The following is a 25,894-nucleotide window of genomic DNA, read 5'->3' as shown; positions in this document are numbered from 1 at the left end:
CAATACTATCTGTGACCTTTCCCCTAAATTAGTACCACTTCCCTGATGAGATTCGTTATCTTATGCCACTCGCTTTGCATACACAACAGGTGGCATGTAGTTGAGAGAACTATGAGGGCGAACATTGTTATAATGCTCTCGCCATAGAGCAATCTCATATTTTGCTTCATCAAGTGTTCTAAACCAGTGCAGGTTTAAACATTCATTTCTGAATTTTCCATTCAAGCTTTCCACAAAAGCATTTTGAGTAGGTTTTCCTGGTTGGATAAATCCAAGCTGCACCATGGTTTCTTGGCTCCAGAAAAACATTGCCTTGCTGGTAAACTCTGTGCCATTGTCACAAATAACCTTAACTGGTTTGCTACGCTCCTCTATTAATTGATTTAAAAATCGCGCGACTTGCCTACCATTAATTGAGATAGAAACTAATTGACCTACCATCTCTCGGGAATAATCGTCCACAACATTTAATACGCGAAAGCGTCTACCATTACTCAGCTGATCAGAGACAAAATCCATCGACCAGCGTTGGTTGGGGGCAGTGGGTAATTCGATTGGCAGGCGTGGTCGTGTAAGCTTTTTCCGCTTCCTTGTTCGCACCTGAAGCCCTTCCTCCTTGTACAGTCGATAGGTATGCTTTTTATTCGTAACCAAGCCCTCTGCTTTGAGTAAACCATGAAGAAGCAAATAGCCATAGGCAGGATATTGCGTTGCTAATGTTTTAAGACGCGCTCTGACTTCATTATCTGGTCGCGATTTAGGTTGATATCGAAACATCGTTCGGCTCAATCCTGCCAGCTTACAGGCCACACGCTCACTGATTTTAAACTCCGATATAAGGTGTTTGGCTATTGGCTTTCTTTCTGCTGGCTTCACCACTTTTTTGACAATACATCCTTCATCGCTTCAATTTCGAGAAGCTTATCAGCTAGAAGCCTTTTAAGCTTATTATTCTCGGACTCAAGATCACGAAGTCTCTTTGCTTCATTTACTTCGAGGCCGGCATATTTACTTCGCCAATTGTAAAAAGTACCTGAGGAAATCTTGTAATCTCGGCATATGTCATCAACTTTAGTCCCTGCTTCATGGGATTTGATGGCCCTTATAATTTGCTCTTCTGTATAACGTTTTTTCATCTTGAGGTCTCCAATGACGTCATTTTAATGGAAATCTCATCAATGTCATGGTCTTATTTTTTGGGGATAGGTCAATGTTGAGATAAGTTTTTTTGTTTTTTAAGCAACTGCTTTAAGAGTGTTAATTAAATTTCTACGCTATAATTGATAAAAGGCATGCTTCAAGGATGCAGTAATGAATATTACTCGAAACATCATTAATAAAGCTGTGGAAGCAAAGATCATTACCCAAAAACAATCCGAAGAACTTATTGAATTCATTAGAAAGCAACCCGGTCAAAATAAAGGATTTGGGTTAACTAATGTTCTCTACTATTTAGGAGGATTAATAGCAATTGGTGCTATGAGCATATTTATGACTCTAGGTTGGGAGCTTTTTGGAGGTTGGGGTATATTATTTCTCTGTATCTGTTATGCCATATTAGGTTTATCATTATCCGATATTTTTTACAAAAAAGGATTTATTGTTCCCGCTGAAATATGCGCCACATTTGTGGTATGCCTTACTCCCTTAGCAATTTATGGATTACAAAAGGGAATGGGATGGTGGCCTCCAGATGATACTGTTTTCCGTGAATATAATTACTATATAAAATGGCATTGGATATTCATGGAGCTAGGTACTCTTGCTGTTGGTATTATTATGGCTTGGATTTATCGCTATCCTTTCATGATCATGCCCATAGCAATTACATTATGGTATATGTCGATGGATCTTACTGCTATGCTTACTGGCGGAGAAAGCGTTGTTGATCTCAGTAGTAAAGTTTCTATGTATTTTGGACTAATTATGCTGCTCATTGGATTTTGGGTTGATTTTCAATCGAGACAGTCCGAAGACTATGCTTTTTGGTTGTATATATTTGGTGTACTTACATTTTGGGGCGGCTTAAGCGCGCAACATTCAGATTATGAACTGTCTAAATTTATTTATTTATGTATTAATCTCTTACTCATTTTCATCGGAATAATTCTTAGTAGAAAAGTATTTACTGTTTTTGGTGGAATTGGGGTTTGCTTTTATTTGGGACATCTGGCTTATGATATATTTAAGGACAGTTATTTTTTTCCCATAATTCTTACCATTATTGGATTAGGTATCATTTATTTAGGTATTCTTTGGCAGAAACACGAACAAAGGATGACAGTTGCAATACGCAAAATATTACCTAAGTCGCTGCAGGAGCTTTTGCAAGCACGGGATCAATTAATCTAACATCCAACAAAGGTTGAATAAAAAATACACTCGAAGTTGTATTACTTCCGTTTGCTTCGAAAAATAATTTTTTCTAATAACGATAGCTTTTTTCAAATGAGCAGTTTACATTAAAATATATTCATCATTCTGGAGAATCATTTATCATGATTTCAATGACAATATATTGGCAACAATTCAAAGAGTGTATTGATAGCCTTCAAATGTCGACTCAAGATATGGAATACTCAAGACAGATTTCCACAGCTAAGGATTTGATTGAAACTGGCTTAATCATAGAGAAACTCGGGCTCTTGGAAATTCAACAAGTGTCAGAACAATTACATGAAAAAGCAAAACTTTTTCAAAATGAGATTTGCTTTAGAGCTAGTAACCATGAATATACATTTTATTTACCAAAAATAACCAATACACAAAGCTTTATTTTTGCCATTATCTATTATCAACATTTGCTCAATTATCAAAATGTAAGTTATCAAGGAACTATCAATTGGTTTCGAAAAAATGTAATTGATGGCATTAATCAAAAAAAAATCACCACAACTATCCAGGCACAAGCATTACTTCAAGAAATTCGCCAATATTGCCAGAAACAAAATTTAAATGTTGATGAGCTCTTATTTTTAAAAAAAGAGGATGAATCAATAAACGAGTATACTTCAAGACTCACAAAAACTTTTGATTGCCAAGTTGAGCAACCCAAGATTGAAACAAAAGTCCATTTACCACCACTACCACTAGATGAGATAACTACTCTCGAAAAATCGCTTGAATTATTAAACCATAAATGGGATCAATTAAAAATTAAAGCTGACTTAATTGATCAAAAATTATCTGTTTTTAAACAAGCCAAACGAGACTATTTTCAATTAAACAATGAATGGAAAAATAAGTGGTTTTTTACTAAGGCCTTTTATTGGTTCATCTCTTTCTTTATTGAAGTATCAGAGATCAAAAATTTAAAAACAGCACATGGACACCTCACTCAAACCAAAAATGATTTGAAGCAGGAATTACAGAATAATACCTCAAAATCATATTGTGCCAAATTACAAAAACAGCTGCGAAAATTAGAGCATGAGCAAACCAAACTTAAAAGTGAAATTGCCCTTAAGAAGGAAATACAACCCCAAAAAGCACATACACCGAAGCTTGAATTACTTACCCATAAAGAATTAGAAAGAAGTATCGCGTCTGTGTCTAAAGAGAAAGAGCCGTCTCCCTATTTAGAAACTTCGTCCAATAATGATTATTATGGATTTTTTAAAAAGAATCTACCCAGTAGATATACCCTACAGGCTGTTGCTGTGGGTGTTGCGGCCATTGCAATCCAGAATTTATTATAATATAGCGTCATCCACTAAGTTCTAGACAATGAGGTAAAAGAGTAGAAGTACGTGACTGAGCCGAACGAGCTTGCAACGATGCGTAGAACTTAGTGGGTGGCGCTATACGTAAAAGAGTTTGGGGTTTGTTGTTCTAAATAATTTCCATTTTTTATGTACCATGCTTACATGCAGCATATGGTACATAAATTTATATAAAACAATTTCTCCAATACTAAACTTAGAATTCTTTTTACCTACAACCTGGTGTTCTTGCATACTCTAGAGATATACCCTCAGAAGGAGCGTCAGAAGAAGAAGTATAAGAATTCCTATTTGATGTTTGCATAACACCATTAAGAACATTTACTAAAAAATTAACCTTGTCTGACGAAGAAAGATCGCTTGATAGTACCTCTTGGGTAATTCCAGCAAACGCCTCGGATAAAATGGAGGAACTTTTTGCAAGCTTTGTTCCATTTGAATAGGTATTAATAAGTGTTTTACTTATTCCTTCAAGTGCTGAGCCAAGCATTAATGCATTTTGATTTGAAAGCACTATATCCATTTTTACAGTTTCTTCCTTTTGTTTATCAAGCACTTTAACTTTAGCCTTTTTTCTTGGAGAAGAAGAGAAAAAGCTCATTTTTTCCTCTACTGAAATCGAAGGTTTTAAAGGCGTCTCTGCTGAAGAAGTATTACTTTCCATCGAAACTAAAGGTTGTTTTGGAGGATGGCTTCTTTTAAAATTAACTTCTAACCAATTTACTAAGCGAGTAGGATCATCAGTATGAAGGCTATATTTATTATGGTCACATTCCTCTATAATATTCTTTCCCTGCGAAATTCGAGGAACATGCTTTGGAACAACAAAGAACTCTTTTGTTGCTTCAAAGGGGGGTAAAATCTCACCAGGATAAATTATAAAATTGTACCCTAAAGAAGCTGCCAACCACATCACTGCAGGGCTTTCTTCCATAAGATAATCATGGGAACGAAGTCTCCATAGCTCTTCCTCACCATCTTTACCATGGCGCTTAACAAAATTATCTTGTGCCTTACTAATAGACTCTTTAAGCCCCTCTACGGAATCATAAAAATTCATCATTTTATTAATTTTTTCCTGACTCTCATTTTGAGCAACCCAAGTTTGCCAACGGACTATTTCGAAATTTTTTCCTTGTTCATCAGCTAACTGATTGATAATATTAATTATTTCATTAACAGATTTATTGGGATACTTTTCATTGAACTGCTCGATGGTCATATCCAATGGAGTTAAAAAAGCACCTAGATTGGTTAGAAAATAATTATCACCAATCTTAATGGCCTCTTGCTTAAGCAGTTCAACTTCTGATTCGGTAGAGGTCAATTGCTTGATATTATGCCAGTAAATTTCATCAGCGATTAAGAAAGTTGTTTTTCCTTTCGTACCAGAATGATCAATAGGCGTTTGATGAGTTGCAACAGCTTGTTGCACAATAGCGCCTAGATATTCGCCTGCGCAATATTCATTCCCTCGAATACTCAACAAAACTAAATCTTTTGTAGTCTTTAAGGAAGGAAAAATACTTTTCTCTTTTCCATCAAAACTAGCAGTAATCACTTTACCATCTCTGGGGCCTCTAACTTTTGGCATTATATAATCCTCTGCGCTTTTGATTAGCTACGCGTGTAATTCATTGTTTATATTATATTTAATCAAGTTGTAATATATTTGCCATGTATAACCAAAAATTAAACCATGAGCAGATACAAAATTTTGATCACGATTATTGCATAGTATAAATCAAATTGCAAAAAAAATAACCATTTTTCTCATAAATTGGATTATAATAACCAATATCTAAAACTTTATGGTCAAGAATTTTTAACTTCTCTTGACTATACTCAATATGTGGAGTGTTCATTAATATATTGTTTATTTTTAATAAAAACTGTACACTCGCAATACAATAATCTAAAATACACTCTCCTAACATCGGGCACGGTGAAAAATGGATTCAAAAGAAATAAATGAATTACAAAAAATTATTGATGAAAAAAATAATGAAATTCATCAACTCATTCTAAGTCTAGAGGAAGAACGCTCAAAGTTTAAAAATGAATTACAAGCGATTCATGAATATTACGATAATATCATTGCTTTAATGCCAGGACATGTTTATTGGTTAGATAAAAATAATGTTTTTTTAGGATGTAATGATTTGCAAGCTAAAAATGCACAATTAAAATCAAGAAAAGATATTGTGGGAAAAACAAACTTTGATATGCCTTGGAAAGATCAAGCTGAGGAATTAAACAAGGTTAATAAATTAGTGATGGAGACAGGTATACCTCATACTGCAGAAGAGTATGCAGTAATGGCGAATGGAATGGGCATCTATTACTCACAAAAAGTTCCTTTACGCAATCAAAAAAATGAAGTCATTGGTGTTTTAGGGATTTCCCTAGACATAACTGAACGTAAAAAAATGGAAGTTGCTCTGCGTCGCGCCAAAGAAAATGCTGAGGTTGCCAATCAAGCAAAAAATGAGTTCATCGCCAATATGAGCCATGATATTCACACCCCATTAAGCGGGATTGTAGGGATGTCAAAGCTTCTAGAAGAAAAAGAACAAAACCCAGAAAGAAAGCAATATGCACGTTGGATTCATGAAAGTGGTGAACAGTTACTGGAACTACTCAATGGTGTCATGGAAATTGTAGCTACAGATAATCTAAGAGAAGACGATATCCATGAAGAGTTATTCGAATTACGCAAAAATATTCAAGATATAGCTCATCTTGTGCAACCAACTTTGCAAATGAAAAAAATTAAATTAAATATTGAAATTGATGAAACAGTGCCTAACACTATAATCACTGATGCTACAAAAATACATAGAGTGTTATTAAATCTTGTAGGCAATGCCATTAAATTTACTGATAATGGCGTCGTCACCATAAAAGTAGAAGTACTTTCACTCGAAAATAATTACACACAGCTTCGGTTTAGCGTCATTGATACAGGAATTGGCATACCCCCCGAATTACAAAGTAAAATTTTTGATCGTTTTTTTCGTGCTATTCCTTCTTATAAAAGTACTCATAGTGGTTATGGCGTAGGTTTACATATCGCCCAAAAATACCTAAGTCTGTTAGGTGGAGAAATAAATCTGGAAAGCGAAATTGGCAAAGGTTCAACTTTTTATTTTACGCTTACGTTGAAGATTGGCTATAATGATAAACCAACACCCAATGCTATTACTGGATCTGCTCCTCAGGAAGATACCCCCCTTCTCTCCCCCCTTATTCTATTAGTTGAGGATAATATTCTTTCATTGCATATGATAGAAAATATAGTGGAACAAGCAGGTTATGAATTTTACTCTGCAATTGATGGAGAACATGCTCTAGAATTAATAGAAACTAATGATTTCGACCTAATCATTACTGACGTAAACTTATCAAATCTTTCAGGGAATAATCTTGCGCTATGCATCCGTGAACTGGAAAATCAATTGCATAAAAAACCTGTACCGATTATTGGCTTAACGACAAATACCTCAGCTAAAGCAGAAAAAGAGTATTTTCGCTTGGGCATAAATAAAGTACTCTCTAGGCCAATTCATTTAAAAGCACTTCAAACAGTGGTTAATGAATTTTTTTCACCTAAAACAAATAAAATTAACTGAACTCAAACAGCTAGCCATTTCGTGACATTATGGAGTTTCAAAATAATTGTTATCAAAAGGATAACAAATCCAGGTCATAGTAGAACCTCTATAATTTACGTCAATGTATTTAGTATCTAAAGCAGATAAAGTTGGTTGCTTATCCAGATAACAAACTTCTCTTGCTCCATCCAATAGAACATAGTAATAAGAGGTTGTTATTGTGTAACGATTAGGCAAATAATAAAAATTTCCTTGTTTTTCTAGAATAACTGGGTTACCTATAATAGCAATTTTACTTGCATAGGAGGTTATACTAAAAGTCATAAAAAAAGAAATAGCGAATAAAAGTATTTTTTTCATAATAACTTCACTCCTTGAAATAATTGGGCAACTATGACAAGTATAGAACAATTATTTTTAGGTTAAATACTTCATCTAAAATATGAGAAATATATGAATATAATAGATTGGCTGACAAAACTTATCGCTTTTGATACCACTTCTCGTAACTCAAATTTATCGCTTATAGAGTTTCTGGCTAATACTTTGAATGATTATCAGATAAAACCTATTATAATTCATGATATTAAAGAGCCTAAGGCAAATTTATTAGCGACTATTCCTGCTCATAATAACCGTTTTGACGGCGGAATTATCTTATCAGGACATACTGATGTTGTTCCTGTAGATGGACAAATCTGGGATAGTGATCCATTTCAAGCCATTATTAATGATGAGCGTATTTATGGCAGAGGCGCTTGTGATATGAAAGGATTTATCGCTGTAGTTATGAGCCTCATTCCACAATTAAAAGCATTAAAGCTTGGGTTTCCTATACATCTTGCTTTTTCTTATGATGAAGAAATAGGTTGTCGTGGAGCACCACATCTCATTGATAAAATAAAAGCACTTAATTATAAACCCAAAGCATGTATTGTTGGTGAACCAACCTCCATGCAACCCGTCATTGGTCATAAAGGAATACACTCTTATCGTTGCAAAATTCATGGGGTTGCTGCCCATTCATCACTTACTTCCCAGGGATGTAATGCCATAGAACATGCCGCATCTTTGGTCTGTTTTCTTCGAGATTTAGCAAGCCAATTTAAATCCGAAGGACATAAAGATGCCTTATATGATGTGCCTTATACTACAGTTTCCACAAATCTTATCCAAGGTGGAAATGCTTATAATACTATTCCAAATCTATGTGAATTTATTTTTGAAATTAGAAACTTAGCAATAGATGATTCAGATACGATTTATAAAAAAATAATGAATTACATCGAAAAAGAGCTACTTCCTAGGATGCATCAAGAGCAACCAAGTGCCCAAATAATTTTAGAAAACATTGCTAATGCACCGGGTCTTGAAACACTACCTTCAGAAGCAATTGTTCAAGCAGCCCAATCTATTTGCCAAAATCAAAAACAATCAAAAGTAGCCTACGCAACAGAAGCAGGACTATTTCAACATGCCCAAATTCCTACTATAGTTTGTGGTCCAGGAAGTATAGAACAAGCACATCGTGCCAATGAATTTGTCGATCTGGAGCAATTATATCGTTGTGAGCGATTTATTATTGAAATGCTCAAACTCCCTTTTCTTAATGCTTCTGATGTCTGATGATAACGATAAATACCATATGAACAAAAACAAATCATCTTTTGAAAACAAGGGGCACTAATTGTATAATATGAATCGTTTTTAAGCCTTAATAGAGAATGCCTGCATGAAAATTTTATATATCCCTTTCCATGAAGAAAACGATTTGTGTATTGCTGCGATTGATTGGAAAGAAAGGCTTAGTGAGGAAAATATACTTATTATACAACATGGTCAGCCAATTAATTATAATGCGATTAAAAAAGAAGTGGGAACAATCTCTCTTTATATACTAGCACACGGAATGGACAGTTTCAGCCAACCCTTTCATTTAGCAAGTCATTCTAATCTTACCAGTAAAACAACTACGCTTGATATTGAAAAAATTGCTGATCGTTTCAATTCTGATTTTGTGTATTTACATCATAAAATAAACCGCATTAAGCTGTATTTCTGTAACAATAAAGGAAATCAAAAACTCATCGCCGAACGATTCAATAATAATTTAATATTATTTAGTTCATCCATTGATTATTACGCAGGCTTTATAACCCCTCCATGGGGAGATAAAAAAAAATATTCTCTTTTTTATGGGGTATGGTATAGAACTTCCAAAGTTCGTAGTACCTTATATCAAAAAAGAGAACCCCTGGATTTAGATATTAAGCTTACCGTAAAAGAACGGTCTATACTTGAATTTTTAGAAAATGCAAAACAAAAACGCCTAGATGCTGCACTTCAAAGACAACGTAAAGCGCGAGAAGAACGGCTCATGAAAAATAGAAAAGAATACATAGAAAAATACAGATTACATCTTGAAGATACTACACCTAATGAACCATCAAATCACAACCCTAGCTATTTAGGATAAAGAAACAAAAAATTAAATAGAGTACAAAATTGAGCTGATTTTAAACAAAATTTATTTTTTTTTCTTTCTTAATATTTCCTTAATAAATTTTATTTACCATTCCACAAAAAATTAGTAGAGGTATTTACCATGCAAGCAAAAACAGAAAATAACTCAGGTAATCAAGGATTACCTTTTGCGCCAACACCTTATTTTTTAGCAAATTTAGGAATTAAAACAGCAGCAATTTCTTTTTCTGTCTCAGCGCTCACACAACCATTTCAATCAATGCTCACGAAACTTCAGATGAACGCACCGGGTGGGTTTAACGGAGGACTTTTCCGCGGCATGTATCGTGGTTTTCTACCTTACGCAATCGCAGGTCAAAAAAGAGGAGCGGTATCCGTAACAGCAAAGCAAGCAAACAAAGAAGTAATTGAAGAAGAGGAAATAGAAATACCTGGTCGTCAACGATGGATGGGAACATTTCTTTTTTCTCAAGCAGATCTACTCATAAGCAATGCTTTGGGTGGAAAATCAAAATTGGAAAATGCAGGTATTATTACTAAAACAAATTTCAAATGGTCTTTTGCAAATTATTGGAAATTAACCGGTGTTAACTGGGGAGCACGTTCTTTTGCAGGTTTTATTAATTTTTCTGCCTTAGGCTTTGCAGGGGATTACATTAGCTCCTTTTATAAATTCAATAATGATTTTTATAACAAGTTAGCAGGTGGTTCCACTGCGGGTGTAGTCGCAACAGTATTCACAACAATTCCTAACTCTTATGCTGATCGAAAGGTTCTAGCATCAACCGTTGAAAACGGACGTCTATTAACTGTATCACCCTTCACAATGTTTAGCCAAGTGAAATCCCATGTCAAATCAGTTGGTATGAAAGAAGCTTTTTCTCACTTTGTGAAATTTAACTTTTTAAAAGAAGTTTTGGTACGAAGCCCTATGTCTGCTTTGACCTTCGGCATTATTTTCGGCTTGGATGATTTAATGGGAGCTGAACCATTGAAAAAAGTTTGGCCAAATACTGAAGAAGTTGACGCTGAAAAACCAGAAAACAGTCCATCAAAAAGAATGTAATGCAACAAAAAACAAGGATGTTGTTTGAAAACCTAATGAATTGTATATTTCTATTGTTCACTTTAATTCCTGTTTAAATATCAAATATCTTCTAATGAATACAGTTGCATTCGTTAAAATTTCATTTAGAATTAATGATTGATATTTGATAGAATTTGTTAATTATTAAACAGGACGGATATATGATGTCATTTTTCTTAAAAAGTGGATTTAATGTGATTCAAACTGCAATGAAAAGATCATTAATTGATGCAACTAGAAGTGTATCAACAACAGGGATAATATTTGGCGGTTATTATATCTACAACAAAACGGCCCCTTTATTTACTCGTCATCGCTTTTTTAAAAATGATTCTAATACAATAGATATAAAAGAAATTTGTGAATACAATAATAAATCTTCATTTTCAGGCTCATAAAGGAAAGGGGAATAACCTCCTTTTGTCTTAGGAGCTGATCAATGAAGCTTTTGGATATTTTTGTAACGGCTAATCATTCGTTAGCAGCCTTATGCAATTCTGATTTCTTTTTCCTCAAGCTCGTGTTTGGTTGCTTCTTGTAATCGATTTTTAACTGCACTGCTTTTGCCAAATCCAAAGGATTTTCTTTATAGGGTAATATCGACAGTATAAGAAATGGAAACTTAATAATTAATAGACGAGTTTTCAATTTTATAGACAATAAATCAATAGCTATCACTGTTTCTTGAATATTTTTAATTTGAATGGAATCACCGATTTTAAAAGACATTAAAATATTAGAAGAAACGCTAACGAAGTTTGAAGCAGCTGTTTTTGTAGCAAAGCTCAATGCAACCATAGCAATGCCTGCCACACTAAATTACACACAACAATTGAATTATTTATAATCATTTAGTATAATTATGCATCACCTATGTGTGATTAGTAATTTTTAATATTAAAGGGTCCTATTATTTCATGTAATAAGGAATTTCTATACTAGGAATAATAAAAAAACTAGGGAAAGTATGAACTGAGAGATATTATAGTGGAAAGCAAATTTGACGAGAGCATAAAGCAGTTTGACCAAAAGTTACAATTACCAGAGAAACAATTAATTATCTTAATCAATCCTAATAAGAATAAAGATATGGGGGATAGATTAAAATTATTTCTAGATCATGCTATTGCTCGTGGCGACGATTCTAAAATATCAGCTCTAGCTCTTGTTCAAGGCTCGAATCAAATAGAAGTAATAGATGTGAAAACCCAAACAGCTTTGGCATTTAAGGGTGAAGAAGTTAACACATATAAGCCTTTTGTAAAAAAAATAAAGGGAATTCACCCTACTAAAGATTCAGATTCTTTCGATAGTATTCTAATTATAGGTGCAGGAGTCCCAAACGCTAATAGAACTGCCTATAAAAGTATCAACGGTATTAATGATGTTAAAAAATTGATTGAACCTATTGAAGATATCCTTGCCTCCTATTTAAAACCGAATGGCATTGTTAGAGTGCAAATCTGTCATTCCAATACATGTAAAGATCCTGATCAAACTACTACCTTTGCTCAAAAAATTACAAAAGCAGCAATTAATACAAAAAATGCCACATTAAGTGCTCCTGAATCTTTTAGTATAATATCTACGAATGATGCTAGGGTATTTGATGTGACAACTCAAACCAATGCTTTTGAGAAAATGCGTGTCCCTTGCAAGAAGCTCTTAAATAGAAAGTATGATGACTCAGAGATTCAAAGTAAGTTTATGCTATACCTAAATAAAGCCGGACATAATAAGATTATATTTAAAAATGTTTTGCAAAGTGTCAAATTAGTTAATCATAATATTGAAATTTCTTTTAAAGAAGAAGATATAAAAAACGCTCTCGCAGAAGAAAAATTTTTAACAACCAGTAAAGTCTCGTATATGGAAGAAGAGAAAAAGATGGAAATAGACAAAACTTCAGAACATTCATTATCTGACTCTATAGAAACCAATCGAGGTACGAAAGTAAGAGGCAACTACGCTCCATCATTTTTCACTAATAAAGAGACAGGATTGACGCCTGAGCTTAATGAAAAAGTAGCCCAAGAGGATACAACATCGGATAAGATAACCCTACAAGAAGATAAATTGGATTTAGATAGTTTCTTCTCTCATGATATATAGATATCGCTCTTATTGTCTCTCAGAGGGGTGTAAAGCCCCAACTGCTGACAAGATTGTCAACCTTATGGACAGTATAACCGAATAGTTGACAGTATTTTTGGATTTATTTATAGTAGGAGTTATTTTATATGACAAATCATGTTATCTCGTGTCGAAAAATCGATAAACCCCCAAAAGCAGCTTATTATTTTAATTAATCCTACTAAAAATGATGCGATGGGTAGCAAATTAGGCCTTTTTCTAAATCATACTTTGGCTCGTGGCAAATCTCTAAATACGAGTAACTCAGCAGTCATGATCACAAAAAAAGAGGGAACTAATCAGGTTGAAGCATTGGATGTCAAGAGTTATAATTTTATTGACTCTGAATTATTTGCTAAAGATTTTTCTAGAGAAAAAAAGCTCTTGATCGACTTCCAGGATAAAATACATCCATTAGAAATTGCAGCTTCTTATGATGAAATTGTTATTATAGGGTCGGGAGTTCCATTTAAAAGCACCAATACTTATACTTCAATCAATGGATTAAGAAAAAATTTTTTCCCTTCATTAGTTACTTGTATTAAAAATGTAATAAGCACCCATCTTAAAGAGAATGGTCATGTGAGAATCCAAATATGTCACGCTGCGACCAAATCCCCTATAGTCTCATCCGATGAGTCTATGCAAGAACAAAGACCACTTTCTGAATGTATTCAAGTTGAAGGAAAAAATTTTACAATTCATGCTCCATCAAGTTATAGCATCATTTCTCCTAACGATGGAAGAGTCATAGATGTTACATTTCAGGGAACTTCCAATCAGTTTGATGAGTTTGCTAAACATATTAAAAAGTTTTTAAATTATAAAAATAGTAACGATTATGTTACAAAAATGACCCAAATATTTGTATTGGAAAATGAAAAGAAATCTCATTATACTAAACTCATTAAAAATTTGAGTATAGTAAATACCCAACAAGAAGAATTTTTAATTGAAACCTCAGAGGATAAAATTTCCTTTAAGAAAAATAAATTTGGCTTATTTGCCAAAAACAAATCTTGTAAAGAATCCATTTCAGAAGAGCTAGATGCACATCCAGATGCAGAAGAAATGTCATTTGCTCATTTCTTTGGAAGTTGACTACTTTATAAGAGAAATAGCTGGGGCTCAAACCAGCTATTCCCCATCAGAGCTTTAACACAAACATACCTGAAAGAGCGTTGCTAAAACCTTTAATGTTAAACACATTTGAATGGCTCTATCATTAATATATTTTTATCAAACTGTATTCATGTGAAATTTGTATTCTAGCCAAACATGTGAGGGAGATTATATTCAGTAGTCCATTGAGGAATATTGGTTAGCACTATTCCTCAATTTTATAATTTTTAGTTATTAGCTGGGGAAGAATAAAATAATTCGGGGTGATCTACTTTAAATTCCTCAATCGATTCAGCCAATTTACTGTCTGACTTTAATACATCCGCAATCTTTTGGCCAGGTTGCATTTTATCCTCTGTTAAAGGGGATTTTTTATAAAGTTCCAGATATTGAGTAATTGCCGATCTTTCATAAGTATTAAAGTCTCCTTTAAAAATGACAGGGTCATGCATCATCTTTTTTGTAAGAGGACAAATGAATACTTTTGGAATCTTTATTTCTTTTGATTGTGAGTTTACTTTGGGTGCAAACATTCCAATGGAATTTAATGCATTTGCATTAATGATAGGTATACTCGGTGCCTGGGCAGCTTTAATGACCTCAGATTGTGCTGGCTCTGGGATACACTTTATAAATTCCATGCGATTGGATTCATCCAGCATTTTTACTATTGCAATATACGAACTCAGATTTTTTATATAGTTAATGTTATTTTTTGCGGCCTTTAATTTTTGTTGAGGATAAATCATTTTTGGTATTAGATTTAACAATATTGATTCGTTAGAATACATTTCGTTGTTGTTATATCGAACTTTCCCAGTGTGTATATAACCACCATCGATACTTCGTTCACTCCCCAACAAACTGTTTGCCAAGGCAATACCTTCCTGGAAATTATTTTCAATATAACCACATAAAATAGGAACCCAATTATTAGGTTTTAATTCTGGCAAAATAGAGAATACACTAAGATGTGGATTTGCTTTTAAAAATTCATTCACCAAGGTGTTTTTGATTTCCCAGGCATTGCCAAACAGATGAGGTTCAAATAAAGAGAGAATGGAATCCAATGAGTTGACTGTCATCAAGTGTATGTGAGATTTAACAAAGTCAAGCCTGTTTCCATATAACTTATCACCAATTTGTGCGACATCAATACCATCAGTGATAAGATTATCAAATTTTTTTAAAAATTCATCGTTTCTAGAAGGTAAGGCCCCCAAAACCAAAGATAATTTTTTGGCACTATCGATAAAGTGACCGTAATTATTAGCCACTTGCAGAGAGGATTCTTTAGGAAAATACTTTAATAACTGACAGAGGCTATTGCAGTCTGTGATAAATGAATTAGCATTTTCATTTAATAATGAAGTCTTAATCTCAGGGTTTTCTATAACTTTTAAAATAGCTAAAAATTGATCGATTTTGCTCCATTTATTTCGATGTTTATTAAGAAATGCATGGAGATTATCACCATGATAAAATTTAATAAGATCAGCAAAAGAAGGTTTTTTCTCTCTAAGAATAAATTCCTCATCCAATACTTTTAGAATTTGTTCATTCGTAAGGTTTGAAAAAAAAGAGCGGTCAATATATTTTTCCAAAACAGACAATACCCATTTTCTTCGACATAGGGAATATTGCACGTATGGGCTTAGTTCTAAATCTTCTAATCCACCCTGTTTAAAAATATTTTCAAGGATTTTCGATTTTTTTTCGTCAATGTAAGAATTGCTGGATTTCATTTGTGCTCTCTTTTCGCTTTAGTTGGCGCAATTATAATCAAATTGTAAGATTATATTAACTGTCATTAAATTATAGGTATCCGTTCATGCCCTCTGTAACAAGGATGTTGGCGTGGTTGGAAGCAGAGTTCACGGGAACCAATGCCTTGAAAAAGCATAGCAATCCCAACCCGAATACCGATGGAGGAAAAAGAAATCTGGCCCATAAATTCACCTAAATTTAATCTGCAAAGAGAAATAAAACAGGGATTTCTTTTCCCCTCTGCCCAACCTATATATAACAGATGAAAATATAAAAAAAATTAGAAATAGTTAATATTCAAAGTTATGATTGTGCTTTTAAAGCAGTGAAAAGATACTCTGAGATTCTCTGAACCTTATGTGCACCAACCAGTTGCTGTATATAGTGTCACATAATATGCAATACCTGAGAGTAGACTGCAAATCACAAAGTGCTAATGAATTTGGAAAAGCTGTATGTTTCTATTTTTTTGCTATTTGTTATTACTGAGTGCCCACTAGTGTCCCCTCATGGGGGATTCTATAACTTATTGATTCTATTGATAGGCCGTATAGGGATCGAACCTATGACCAAGAGATTAAGAGTCTCCTGCTCTACCAGCTGAGCTAACGGCCCATAACTTGGGGATACAACTACAACATGTCGATAACATGTTTAATAATAACTTATTAAGACAAGCTTTGTCATCTTTCAACTTAAAAAATCCTGCTAAATCATAATAAATCAATATCTAAAAAATCACATATCTATATGAAGATTATTTATTTTAATTAAAATTAATTTAAGCTTCGCTGAGACGTTTTTTTATCTCTGGCGTTGTTCTCGCTCCCAATTTGTCCTGATAAGCCAAGAAAAATATTCCTGTGAAACCTAGAGCCAATGTTATTGGAATAACACCTATTCCGTAAATAAAAGCATTTGCATCACGAATCCCGCCATGGGCATTAATAACAATTCCAATAACCGTATGAAAACCATAGCCAAAAATCATAATGATCATATTAGCAATAGCAGTAGTCAAACCAGCAAGATTATCAGGAACATAAGTAGACACTTTATAAATAGCCAAAATCTGATAAGCACAACACATACCCACTAATATAAAGCATACCGTTATACTTGATACAGTTAACATACCTGTAACAAGCGCAACAAAAACCAAACACATGGTTATTCCTGCAGTAATGATTGTACCTAGATAATATCCCGTTTTTTCTGCAATCAAACTTAACACAGGTGAACCAAAGCACATACCTATGAAAATCATTGAAGGCAAATAATTAGCAACCGAAGGCTCTAAACCATATACCTGTTTTAAAAAACCTGAACCCCATACATCCGAAAATCCCTCTAAAGGTCCAAGCATTAAACCCGAAAAAAAACAAAGTAGCATGACTTTTTTATTAGAAAAAACGGTTTTTACATTAGCAAATACCGAACAATGGTAGGTTGGTTTTTCTTCTGGGACAATCAAATAAGTAATACATGCAAGTATTAACCCTAGAGCAATAAAAATTTCAACAACCACTTTATAACCCAATGTATGAGAGAGATAGCTTACAGGCCCCCCTCCATAGACAGCACCGATTAGACCAATCATGACTGAAAAGCTAAGCATGCGTGAAAAATATTGTTCTTTAAACGACATTCTTATTATTTTAAATGTGCCCAAAATCGCAGCAGAAGACCCTATACCGATCAAAGCCCTACCTATAAGTGGATAAATCCAATTGTCCGCAAAAATAAGCGGTAACAAACCAATCACAGGAAGCAAAATACATACTGTCATCACTCTTTTGGGGCCAAATCTATCGAGCATAATGCCAATAGGTAAATGCATTAAAGAATAACCTAAATAATAGATACCAGAAAATTGTCCAAATACTGTCGCATCAATGTGGAATTGAGAGGTAATATTATCCATCATAATGTTGGGCATAACTCTTAAGACATATTGATAAGCATAAAAAATCGAGGCAACAACCCAAACAAACCAGGCAACAACACGTGAAGCAGACATAATATCCTCAAATAAGAAAACAGTATTTTATGTTCATGATGAACAATTAAACATCATTAACATATTTTAATTCAAATCCTTTGAAATTAAATTGCAAAATTATGTTTTGAAATTATTATTTTTGAATTTTTATTTCAAATAAATATTATTTATTGAAATAATATTCTATAATGTTAATTATTTATATTATTTTCATTGCTTATGGATCGTATTGATAAAAAGATACTTGATATTCTTCAATCAAATTGCAAAATCAACAATCAAGAATTAGCAGACATGGTTGCATTATCCCCTTCTCCTTGTCTTCGCAGAGTCAAGCTACTTGAGGATCATGGCTATATTAAAAAAGAAGTAGCTCTTCTTGATCCAGAAAAAATAGGCTTAAAATTATCAGTGATTGTTTTAGTTGGATTAGATAATCATCAACCTACAGTAATGAGCCATTTCGAAGAAGAGATTCGCTATCTTCCTGAGGTGATTCAATGTTATATGATTACTGGGCAATCCGCAGATTATTTATTAAAAGTCATTGTACCGGATCTTAATGCTTACCAAACATTTTTATTAGATAAACTAACTCGTATCAATGGTGTATCAAGCGTTCAATCAAGTTTTATATTAAGAACAATTTGCGAAACAACGTCCCTACCCCTGAATCATCTTGATTAAAAAACTTTTATAAACTAAACAAAACCAGCAACCAGGATAAACAAGCGTTTCAATAAATAGGAATAAATATAGTCTTCTCCACCTGTAATAATTTACAATATCAAAAATAATGTACAAATAATGAATTATTCATGCTAAGAAGGATTTTCATCTTAATACTATTGATTGAAATAGTAGCAGGCTGCCAGAGAAATGTTGAACACATCTCGACACCACTTAAAAAGTTTCCTTCCAGTACCAAAGCATATAAACCAATAAATAACCTACCTTATACCGCTTGGTGGCAACAGTTTCATGATTTAGAATTGAATCAATTAATTGAAACGGGCTTAAAAAATAATATGGATATTCATATCGCCATAGGAAATGTACAACAAGCTCAAGGAGAACTACAGCAAATCAAGCTCAGCTGGATTCCAACCTTAAAATTATTTGCTGGTTACTCCACTAACCCTGCCTTAGGTGCTCCAGGCGCATTTTATGGCGCATGGCCTTACTATGTTTTAAATATTATGCAACTTTATACCCAGCAAAAGCAGGCCACTTATAATGTACAAGTATATCAAGCCGCTGTTGATGGGGTGCGTTTAGCCTTAATTGGCCAAATTACCTCCTCGTATTTCACTTTAATCGCCCAAATGGAACAATTAAGATTACTGCAGCAACTTGATAAAGATTTAAAATCCTTGATTGCATTGAGCCAACAAGATATCAAGATTGGTTTAGTTAATGAAATTGATTTAGCTCAGCTGCAATCTGATGAACAAATAATTGCGGCACAAATAAAACCCATTTTGCATAATATTGTATTTAGTGAAAATGCACTTCGCTTTTTAATTAACGAAATTCCCGGAAGAGTAAAAAATAAAAATAATTTTGCCGCATTAGATTTTACACGTTTTAAACCGGGTAGCTTACCAGCCACCGTTTTAAATAATCGACCTGATATGAAAATGGCTGAATATGCGTTAAAAGCATCGCGCATAAAGATATCTGTTGCTTACAGTAATTTTTTTCCAGCCTTACAATTAGATGATTTTCTTGGTGAAGTAAACTTACCTCAAAATTCTTTTGCACAAGTAGTGGACAGTTATGTAAATTGGACAATAGCGCCAAGTGTTTTAGGAAATATCGCCGCAAGCAAAGGCGCCTATCATGCAAAAATTGCTGAATTTGATAAAACAGTAAAACGCATTTTAAAAGAAGTAGATACTGGTTATTCGGCAAATAAACGAATGAATGAACAGTTTACCGCTTATTTACATGCGGAAGAAGATTATCGTCGCAAGTATAAATTGCAGCAAGGATTATTAAAAACAGGATTAATTTCTTATAAAGATTTATTACAAAGTAGGATATATTTGGATAACTTGGCGCTTTCAACTAATCAGGCCAAATTAGAACTTGCACTGTCTTTAGTAGCTTTATATCAGGATTTGGCTGGAGGTTATGCCTATCATCTAAAGCCCCAAAAAGTGCAGGAAGAATGATAATCGTGAAGTTTGGGACTCCTCTTTTGAGGGGATGAAAAATTTAAACTAATTTGTTTTTATGAAAAATTTTATTCAATTTCGTACAAAAATTAAAAAAAACTATACTCGCTTAAAACATTCGATTACCTTAGTTAATACAATTATTTTTATAGGTATTTTAACGACTGTTGTTTATATTTTTTCTTATTTATTTCCTTTCACCGATAATGCATTTGTTGTTAATAATGTACGACCCGTTGCCGCTCTTACTAACGGTTATATTACTGATCTTTACGTCCAAAATGGCGATGTTGTTAAAAAAGGACAAAAACTTTTTACCGTGTTTCAAAAACCTTATATCTATGCAGTGGAGCAACTTACTGCAGATTTAGCCAGTGCTCAAGCACAATTAGCAGTATTAGAAACAACTTATGATCGTGATCTCAAGCTCAGTGAAAACGAACAAAGAAATTATATTAAACTCAATCAAGATGATCAAAAATACCGTGAAGGTTATAGAATAAAATCTATCTCCTTAATGACTCTCCAAAATTCCCAACAAGAAACACAAGCAGCAAAAGACAAATGGCAAGCTGCTTTAAAACAATTAGAAATTGATAAAAATCAAATAAAAGCACAAGCAAACGACATTAAATCCATTGATGCACGATTAAAAAATGCAAAAGTCAATTTAGAGTTGACGGATGTCTATGCACAAGGAAATGGAATTATCCAAAATTTATTCTTCACGATTGGGACACCAGTGAATATCAATCAACCACTTTTTTCGTTAGTAGATACTGATAATGTCTACATACAGGCAAATTTTAATGAAACAGATTTACGTGATGTACGTAAGGGTTCAAAAGTTCTAATATTTCCCAGAATGTATCTAAGTAGAAAAATGTTTCATGGTGTAGTGGAGTCCGATTATTGGTCTGCTAATCGGCAATTAGTAGACAATCGAACTCAATTACAAAATGTTATTAATGAAAATCAATGGATTTTATTACCGCAACGACTCCCTGTCATTATTCGAATCACTGATCCTGATCCTCATTATCCACTTCGTGTTGGAACCAGCGCTTATGTCTATATTAAAGTTTAAACAATGGCTTGATGAAGTTGATCCTTATGCTCTTCAACGCATTACACTTTATAAATGTCTTTTTATAGCAACTGTAGAAGTATATGTTTATTGGTTATTTCAACCTGTCAGCTTTATTGCTTTTTTTATACCCTTTCTTTTAGCATCACTTTATGAAGCGCCTGTACTTCCTACTTTTAAAGAAAAAGAGCAATTACTGATTTTTATTACCATAGGGGTAATTCTCATCAGTATTACATTCTATCTCGTTTATCCTTTTCGAGTAATTTTTTTCTTTTTTTCCGTTTTTGTTCTTTCAATCACTTACTTTTGTGTACTAAAGTATTTTTACACTCTAAAAAATTTAACGATGTTACTTATTTCATCAGGCGCTCTCGTTTTAAGTATTGACCCTCCTGCGAATCTTGAAGTGGCATATGGCTTTATTTCATCCATTACATTATCAATGACTTTTATTTTCATTTGTTTAAGAATTTTTCCGAATATGTATTTAATCGTCTGGAACAAAGCACTGCAAAAATTCATTCAATACCTTGAAAAAGATATCGATTACACCATCAATAAAAATGATAAGAAACCGACTTGGGAAGAGATTATGCATTTGGGTGTAGTTAGAAATTACACAAAAATGCTCCCAAAGAAATATATGATCCCTGCCTATCGTATCTCAGTAAACATTCGCAATATCCAACATTCTTTAGATAATCTTTATTATGAAACCATGAATGAAGCATTTTGGTATGGAATTAAAAATAACTTACTCTGGCTTAGGCTGCAAATGCATACTTATTCTCAATGCGGCTTGCCCCAGCTTCCTATAGAGCCTAAAACAAAACTACAACATCATGTTGCCCTTTGCCTGAAACAATCATTTAGTAGCTGGAATAAATTATGCTTACTCAAAATGCGTTAAAAAGAAAGCTTGATTATGCACGATTTGTTCACTTAGCAATCATGTTTATGGCTGCCATGTTGATTTACTTGTTTTCGAACATTCCTCATAAATGGTGGGTTTTGCTCACTGTCATCGTCATCAGCGCTGGAATTGAGCCAGGTTTAATTGTTAAAAGAGCTATTTTTCGCATAGGTGGCACTTTTTCTGCCTTATTGATTCTAATCCCATTACTTTATTTAACACAATTTAATTATCGATTAATCCCCGTTATCTTCATCGTAGCAATTATTGGATTTTCTGTGTCCTCAATTAACACAAATCGCTATGATATTAGTGTTTTTTTTATGACCATTATTGTGTTCTTCTTATTAGCTCAAACTACTGAAATGAACTCTCCTGAAGGTCCATTTGTGATGATGTTAAATCGGGGAATATGTACCTTACTTGGTGTTTCTATAGTTTTAATTGGCGATTACTTTTTATTTCAGACCTATCACTATTCCCAAAAACTTTATTTATTTCATCAGATGATGGTTTACAATTTTTTTAATGATGTGGTGCAACAAATCACCCAAACCAGGTCCCAAAGAATTAACTCTTCTATTTTTGTCGCAAAATTACGCACCCAAGTTATAAAAACCTGCTCACCTATAGTCGTTAGTTCACAAAATTTAAAATTGGAAACAAAAGTAAGTTCACAAACTATAAAGCGAATCGATGCTTTTCAAGAAACAATTTGGGAAATACGAAGAGTACTTTTTGCATTATGTGTTTCTGAGTTTGTGTTACATTCTCCAGCAACGACTCAGAAACATTTACAACGATTTAATATTTTAATGAATAAGGCAAAAAATAATTTTATTTATGCCTAAATAAAATTATTTTGTCAGTTATTTTGAGTATCCTTGAACTATTTGAGGTACACTGATTAACTGTTCTTTCTCTCGAATAATACTATTAAGAATTTTTAATTCAGAAATAGCTCCTGATTTCTTTTTTGTTAAATCTCCAAGACTCTTTGTCAAATGTTCAATCATTAAATCTGATTGATGTATAGGGGTTATAAAGCATAATGACTCTTGATTATAAACTTCCATTGGAGATACACCAATCGATTTTCTTGCAAGAAATCGTTCTGAAGGATCAGTGATGTCATTTAAGGATTCAAGACTGAGCCTAAACTCCTGCTCGCTCAATACCACCGAATCATAAGTGAGATCATGATTATTTTTTTGTTCTTGTAATGTGTGTCGATGTTTAGATTCGGCTACTAAAGTCTGATTGCATTTATCAATTTGGTCTTCTAAATTCTCAAAATGCAGACCATAAAAATGATTTTGTTCGATCAATTGATCTAAGCTCAATTTTTTAAAATATTGACGAAGCTCATAGGGGGTTTTATTTGGAAATCTTGACATCATTACAGCCTATTTAATTAAAAAAGAAATACTATCATCTTATTTTATACAAATAAAATAGTTACTCCTGAATATAATAAGAACTCCTTGGTATTTTTCAAATCTCTAGCTCTCTATGGTCATAAACATAATATTTAAATGGGAATATTGCTATTTTATCGTTTTAAGTATATTAATTTAATATCCTGATGCTTGCGAGATAAGCAATGTTTTTTAATCCTCTTGATAATCGGTATCTTTATAATATTTATGATTTTAATATGCGTTTACTGCAGCCTTATGCCGATTATTGTGAAAATCTGGCAAGACGTTTTCGTAGAGTTTCCGATAATATTGACTTGCCTTATAAAATCCCTTACATCTCTGATGATACACAAGACTCTTTTCGTAAAATATTAGAAGCAACATCGAGTCATTACCGTCGAGTATCAGGTTATGCCTATATTTTTCATATGATTACTAACGTTTATGACAAGCCTAAATTTGATATTAATCAAGTTAAAATTGACGATGAATATTACGACATTCAAGAGGAAATTATTGATAAGCAAAGCTTTTGTAATCTGATTCGTTTTAAAAAAGCGTATGCAGAGCATTTGAATTTACCTAAAATGCTTGTAGTCGCTCCTATGTCAGGACATTATGCTACTTTACTCCGTGATACTGTAATAAACCTATTACCTTTATATGATGTATATATTACCGATTGGAAAAATGCTCGTGATGTTCCCTTAATTGAAGGTTCATTTGATTTGGACGATTATATTGAATATATGATTTCCTATTTTAATTTGTTAGGACCTAATTTAAATGTAATGGCAGTTTGCCAACCCACTGTTCCTGTTTTAGCTGCAGTTGCATTAATGTCCACGAATCATTCAGCTAACTTACCACGGACAGCAATATTGCTAGGTGGACCAATTGATACAAGCCAATCTCCTACCACAGTAAATAATCTAGCTGCATCGCGAGGAGATGATTGGTTTCAGCAAAATGTGATTTCCATCGTTCCCTCTCGCTTTCCAGGAGCAATGCGTCTTGTATACCCTGGATTTATGCAACTTGCTGGTTTTATGAGTATGAATTTGCAACGACATATGGAGTCTTTACAAAGAGCTGTCGACAGATATGCAGAAAATCAAAAAGAAGCCGCATTCAAAATCATTAAATTTTATCTTGAGTATTTTTCAACTATGGACTTGACGGCTGAGTTTTACATGCAAACGATTAATACCGTCTTCCAAGAAAAATTATTAACAACAGGCCGCTATAAATCTCGAGGCCATAATGTACGCTTACAAGACATACAAAAAACAGCCATCTTAGCTATTGAAGGCGAACGAGATGATATAACGGGGGTTGGACAAACAAAATCTGTAATCAGCTTATGTAAAAACTTGCCTGATTCCATGAAGAAATATTTTCTTGCTGAAGAGGTTGGACATTATGGATTATTCAATGGCAAAAAATTCCGCAATATTATCATTCCAGAAATTCATAAATTTACTCAAACATACGCTGATTCATAATCATTGAATCTACATTTAGGGAAAGACAATAAGCGTTACTTCGAGGTCTACCCTCGTTTTGAAAAATTCACCTCTCTCTTAACACAAATTTACAGAATAATTTTTATTTATTTGTTTTTATGTCACTTAAGCTTACTTTAAGACTTATGGTGTAATATTTGCTCACCATGAATCATTTTTATAATTTATATGTTATCTAAATACGTATTTGAAAGTTTTTCAATTAAACCTATATTCAGAAAAAACTTAACTAACAATGAAGAAACTCCTTCATCTTCTTCTGCGGATTCATTTCAATCAGTAAATGATCCAACTCTTTCCCCTCAACATATGGCTCCTATTGGACCAGGAACTACAAATACATGGAATAAAAAAGAACTGATTTTAAGCGAAAAAACACGACTTAAATACAATGTAGCAACTTGCACTGCAGTCGACATTAATGGTATAGGTGCAAAGTGTTTAACTGATGCCTATCATGAGATTCATGGTTTACCTGGATTCGTTCATCGTTTTTTACATGGCAGACCTTCTTTGGAAAGAGCTTTATTTGTACAAGCGCCAGAAATGTATCCAATTTTTGATACACCTTATGATGACTCAAAAACTATATTAATGACCAATCCTGCATACCTTGACGTCAAGAAATTTTTATCTGATTGTGAAAAAGTATCCACTAGTTATGCATTGAAACAATTAAAAAACTCTGAGAATGGTTTAGCTTTAGTTACCTGGTATATTCATCCTGAAGCTTTACCTACTAAATTTCGTAATAGGTCACCCCTAATAAACTTTAAAGAAGTTTATTAGGAGAACTGATCCTCTTTATATTCTAACCAAAGCTACCGCCAAAA

At 33.4% G+C, this 25,894-nt stretch carries 23 protein-coding genes and 1 tRNA gene; 16 read left to right on the top strand and 8 right to left on the bottom strand.

What is annotated here, in order from left to right:
• Positions 1 to 60 precede the first annotated feature (60 nt).
• Positions 61 to 1,136, bottom strand: a protein-coding gene (locus tag Lsan_RS00395; RefSeq protein ID WP_133134420.1) for an IS3 family transposase whose coding sequence is annotated in 2 segments (ribosomal slippage) — positions 61 to 887 and positions 887 to 1,136 — 1,077 coding nt in all. Because the reading frame shifts where the segments join, the coding sequence is not laid out codon by codon here.
• A gap of 175 nt (positions 1,137 to 1,311) precedes the next feature.
• On the opposite strand from Lsan_RS00395, the gene Lsan_RS00385 reads away from it, so the two are divergent.
• Together Lsan_RS00385 and Lsan_RS00380 are read left to right on the top strand one after the other, a co-directional pair.
• Entirely contained in the window at positions 1,312 to 2,352 is a 1,041-nt protein-coding gene (locus Lsan_RS00385) for a hypothetical protein (RefSeq protein WP_058512566.1), read from the top strand.
• 146 nt (positions 2,353 to 2,498) lie between these two features.
• Positions 2,499 to 3,698 carry a hypothetical protein gene (locus tag Lsan_RS00380; RefSeq protein ID WP_058512565.1) on the top strand — a complete coding sequence of 400 codons (1,200 nt, stop codon included), beginning with the start codon at positions 2,499 to 2,501 and terminating at the stop codon, positions 3,696 to 3,698.
• 232 nt (positions 3,699 to 3,930) lie between these two features.
• On the opposite strand, the gene Lsan_RS00375 is transcribed toward Lsan_RS00380, so the two are convergent.
• Positions 3,931 to 5,316 carry a hypothetical protein gene (locus Lsan_RS00375; RefSeq protein ID WP_058512564.1) on the bottom strand — a complete coding sequence of 462 codons (1,386 nt, stop codon included), beginning with the start codon at positions 5,314 to 5,316 and terminating at the stop codon, positions 3,931 to 3,933.
• Positions 5,317 to 5,674: 358 nt separating this feature from the next.
• On the opposite strand from Lsan_RS00375, the gene Lsan_RS00365 reads away from it, so the two are divergent.
• Positions 5,675 to 7,354, top strand: a complete 1,680-nt coding sequence (locus Lsan_RS00365) for an ATP-binding protein (RefSeq protein WP_058512562.1) — start codon at positions 5,675 to 5,677, stop codon at positions 7,352 to 7,354.
• 27 nt (positions 7,355 to 7,381) lie between these two features.
• On the opposite strand, the gene Lsan_RS00360 is transcribed toward Lsan_RS00365, so the two are convergent.
• Positions 7,382 to 7,696 (bottom strand): hypothetical protein, encoded by a 315-nt coding sequence (locus Lsan_RS00360; protein ID WP_058512561.1) that lies wholly within the window; start codon positions 7,694 to 7,696, stop codon positions 7,382 to 7,384.
• Between the two features lie 93 nt (positions 7,697 to 7,789).
• Between Lsan_RS00360 and argE the strand changes: the two genes are divergently transcribed.
• The 4 genes from argE to Lsan_RS00340 all read left to right on the top strand — a co-directional run bounded on the left by argE (position 7,790) and on the right by Lsan_RS00340 (position 11,305).
• Positions 7,790 to 8,962: an acetylornithine deacetylase gene (argE, locus tag Lsan_RS00355; protein WP_058512560.1), complete on the top strand. Its 1,173-nt coding sequence runs from the start codon at positions 7,790 to 7,792 to the stop codon at positions 8,960 to 8,962.
• A 106-nt stretch (positions 8,963 to 9,068) separates the two neighbouring features.
• Positions 9,069 to 9,812, top strand: a complete 744-nt coding sequence (locus tag Lsan_RS00350) for a hypothetical protein (RefSeq protein ID WP_058512559.1) — start codon at positions 9,069 to 9,071, stop codon at positions 9,810 to 9,812.
• Positions 9,813 to 9,941: 129 nt separating this feature from the next.
• A complete protein-coding gene (locus Lsan_RS00345; protein ID WP_058512558.1) occupies positions 9,942 to 10,886 on the top strand; it encodes a hypothetical protein in 945 nt (314 codons plus the stop codon).
• A gap of 182 nt (positions 10,887 to 11,068) precedes the next feature.
• Positions 11,069 to 11,305 (top strand): hypothetical protein, encoded by a 237-nt coding sequence (locus Lsan_RS00340; RefSeq protein ID WP_058512557.1) that lies wholly within the window; start codon positions 11,069 to 11,071, stop codon positions 11,303 to 11,305.
• Between the two features lie 73 nt (positions 11,306 to 11,378).
• On the opposite strand, the gene Lsan_RS00335 is transcribed toward Lsan_RS00340, so the two are convergent.
• A complete protein-coding gene (locus Lsan_RS00335) occupies positions 11,379 to 11,720 on the bottom strand; it encodes a mechanosensitive ion channel domain-containing protein (protein WP_058512556.1) in 342 nt (113 codons plus the stop codon).
• A 174-nt stretch (positions 11,721 to 11,894) separates the two neighbouring features.
• Here Lsan_RS00335 and Lsan_RS00330 point away from each other — a divergent pair, with 174 nt between their 5' ends.
• Positions 11,895 to 13,019 (top strand): hypothetical protein, encoded by a 1,125-nt coding sequence (locus Lsan_RS00330; RefSeq protein WP_237761997.1) that lies wholly within the window; start codon positions 11,895 to 11,897, stop codon positions 13,017 to 13,019.
• Positions 13,020 to 13,235: 216 nt separating this feature from the next.
• A complete protein-coding gene (locus Lsan_RS00325) occupies positions 13,236 to 14,141 on the top strand; it encodes a hypothetical protein (RefSeq protein WP_237761996.1) in 906 nt (301 codons plus the stop codon).
• 248 nt (positions 14,142 to 14,389) lie between these two features.
• Here Lsan_RS00325 and Lsan_RS00320 read toward each other — a convergent pair whose 3' ends face one another.
• The 3 genes from Lsan_RS00320 to Lsan_RS00310 all read right to left on the bottom strand — a co-directional run bounded on the left by Lsan_RS00320 (position 14,390) and on the right by Lsan_RS00310 (position 17,949).
• Positions 14,390 to 15,907, bottom strand: coding sequence for a U-box domain-containing protein (locus tag Lsan_RS00320; RefSeq protein ID WP_058512554.1), 1,518 nt, complete (start codon positions 15,905 to 15,907; stop codon positions 14,390 to 14,392).
• 564 nt (positions 15,908 to 16,471) lie between these two features.
• A tRNA-Lys gene (locus Lsan_RS00315) sits at positions 16,472 to 16,544 on the bottom strand.
• 166 nt (positions 16,545 to 16,710) lie between these two features.
• Complete coding sequence (locus Lsan_RS00310; RefSeq protein ID WP_058512553.1) at positions 16,711 to 17,949, bottom strand: MFS transporter; 1,239 nt, start codon at positions 17,947 to 17,949, stop codon at positions 16,711 to 16,713.
• Positions 17,950 to 18,150: 201 nt separating this feature from the next.
• Here Lsan_RS00310 and Lsan_RS00305 point away from each other — a divergent pair, with 201 nt between their 5' ends.
• From Lsan_RS00305 to Lsan_RS00285, 5 genes are all read left to right on the top strand, one after another.
• Positions 18,151 to 18,618 (top strand): Lrp/AsnC family transcriptional regulator, encoded by a 468-nt coding sequence (locus Lsan_RS00305; RefSeq protein ID WP_058512552.1) that lies wholly within the window; start codon positions 18,151 to 18,153, stop codon positions 18,616 to 18,618.
• 131 nt (positions 18,619 to 18,749) lie between these two features.
• Positions 18,750 to 20,108 (top strand): TolC family protein, encoded by a 1,359-nt coding sequence (locus Lsan_RS00300; protein ID WP_058512551.1) that lies wholly within the window; start codon positions 18,750 to 18,752, stop codon positions 20,106 to 20,108.
• A gap of 61 nt (positions 20,109 to 20,169) precedes the next feature.
• The gene (locus Lsan_RS00295; protein ID WP_058512550.1) at positions 20,170 to 21,198 is read left to right on the top strand and encodes an HlyD family secretion protein; all 1,029 of its coding nucleotides are present in this window, start codon (positions 20,170 to 20,172) and stop codon (positions 21,196 to 21,198) included.
• Complete coding sequence (locus Lsan_RS00290) at positions 21,179 to 22,111, top strand: hypothetical protein (RefSeq protein ID WP_058512549.1); 933 nt, start codon at positions 21,179 to 21,181, stop codon at positions 22,109 to 22,111. Before Lsan_RS00295 ends, Lsan_RS00290 begins: the two co-directional genes overlap by 20 nt.
• Positions 22,090 to 22,965, top strand: coding sequence for an FUSC family protein (locus tag Lsan_RS00285; protein ID WP_058512548.1), 876 nt, complete (start codon positions 22,090 to 22,092; stop codon positions 22,963 to 22,965). Before Lsan_RS00290 ends, Lsan_RS00285 begins: the two co-directional genes overlap by 22 nt.
• An 18-nt stretch (positions 22,966 to 22,983) precedes the next feature.
• Here the strand turns inward: Lsan_RS00285 and Lsan_RS00280 are convergent, their stop codons facing one another.
• A complete protein-coding gene (locus tag Lsan_RS00280; protein WP_058512547.1) occupies positions 22,984 to 23,511 on the bottom strand; it encodes a hypothetical protein in 528 nt (175 codons plus the stop codon).
• A 206-nt stretch (positions 23,512 to 23,717) separates the two neighbouring features.
• Here Lsan_RS00280 and phaZ point away from each other — a divergent pair, with 206 nt between their 5' ends.
• Both phaZ and Lsan_RS00270 read left to right on the top strand, forming a co-directional pair.
• Entirely contained in the window at positions 23,718 to 25,040 is a 1,323-nt protein-coding gene (phaZ, locus tag Lsan_RS00275; RefSeq protein WP_058512546.1) for a polyhydroxyalkanoate depolymerase, read from the top strand.
• 189 nt (positions 25,041 to 25,229) lie between these two features.
• Positions 25,230 to 25,850 carry a hypothetical protein gene (locus tag Lsan_RS00270; protein ID WP_237761995.1) on the top strand — a complete coding sequence of 207 codons (621 nt, stop codon included), beginning with the start codon at positions 25,230 to 25,232 and terminating at the stop codon, positions 25,848 to 25,850.
• The last annotated feature ends 44 nt before the right edge of the window (positions 25,851 to 25,894 follow it).

This window comes from Legionella santicrucis (assembly GCF_001468135.1).
GTDB lineage: Bacteria > Pseudomonadota > Gammaproteobacteria > Legionellales > Legionellaceae > Legionella > Legionella santicrucis.
The sequence above is the reverse complement of the archived record's forward strand: the minus strand, read 5'-3'. Positions and strand labels throughout refer to the sequence as shown.